This is a genomic window from Pontibacter qinzhouensis (assembly GCF_008017455.1).
Lineage (GTDB): Bacteria > Bacteroidota > Bacteroidia > Cytophagales > Hymenobacteraceae > Pontibacter > Pontibacter qinzhouensis.
Genome location: NZ_VRTY01000215.1, coordinates 1 through 1235, shown reverse-complemented (window position 1 = coordinate 1235; position 1235 = coordinate 1). Strand labels below are relative to the sequence as shown.

The window sequence follows — 1235 nt, the reverse complement described above, 5'->3', positions numbered from 1 at the left end:
CAGCAAAAAAGTCAAACCCTCAGGTGGGGCCTGATTCTTTCCTCAAACATGATAAAAAGCTGCGAGAAAGTCAAGGCCCAGTTCGGCAGCGGCATGGTCCATTTTTTCTCCACATTCATCACCACCAGGTAGATGAGTTTAAGCAATGCAGCATCTGAGGTAAAAGCACCTTTGGTCTTGGTTACTTTCCGGACCTGGCGGTGGAGTCCCTCGATGGCGTTGGTGGTGTAGATGGCTCTTCTGATATGGGCATCATAGGCAAAGAAGGTGGCCAGATGCTCCCAGTTGTTGAACCAGGACTGCACAGCCACCGGGTACTTCTTGCCCCATTTCTCCTCCAGGGCCAGCAGGTTTAGGTATCCTTCCTCCTGGTTGAGCGCCTGATAAACTGGCTTCAGGTCGGCCATGAACGCTTTCTTGTCCTTCTCCACCACATAGCGCAGGGTGTTGCGGATCTGATGAATCACGCACAGCTGTACCTGGGCGGCAGGAAAAACAGTCTCAATCGCTTCCGGGAAGCCTTTGAGCCCATCCACACAGGCAATGAGCACATCCTCCACGCCTCTTGTCTTGAGCTCGGAGAGCACCGAGAGCCAGAACTTAGCCCCTTCGCTCTCTGCTACATACATGCCGATGAGCTCTTTCCTTCCCTCCTGGTTGATCCCCAGCACATTGTAAACGGCACGGGCCACCACTTTGCCCTCTGAACGTACTTTGTAGTGCATGCAGTCCAGGTAGAGGAAGCAGTAGAGCGAGTCCAGCGGCCTGCCCCGCCACTGGTTCATGGCCGGCACTACCTTATCGGTTATCTCGGAGAGTTGGGTAGCCGAAAGCGCCATGCCGTAGAGCTCCTGGATGTGGCGGGAGATGTCCCGGAAGCTGTTGCCCATGGCGTAGAGGGCGATCACCTTCTCCTCCAGGCCCTCGGTGATGATCACCTGCCGCTTGCCCACCACCTGGGGCTCAAAGCTGCCCTCCCGGTCCCGGGGCGTCTGCAGCTCAAACTCCCCCGACAGGCTCTTCACCTGCTTTCTGGCCTTGCCATTGCGGCGGTTGGCCGAAGGGGTGTCAACACTTTTACCTTCCTGTAAATGAGCGGCCATTTCCCCTTCCAGGGCGGCCTCTAAAAAGTGTTTGAGCAAGGGAGCAAATATACCTTGCTCGCCTGTTAATGATTGACCTGCATACAGGCCGGCAATAGCCTCTTGCTGAAATGCTTCGAAATCAAATTTCTT

The 1235-nt window shown here is 55.1% G+C and carries 1 protein-coding gene; it reads right to left on the bottom strand.

The window, feature by feature from the left end; genetic code table 11:
- Positions 1-11: 11 nt before the first annotated feature.
- Positions 12-1199, bottom strand: a complete 1188-nt coding sequence (locus FVR03_RS24125) for an IS256 family transposase (RefSeq protein WP_147924326.1) — start codon at positions 1197-1199, stop codon at positions 12-14.
- Positions 1200-1235: the final 36 nt, after the last annotated feature.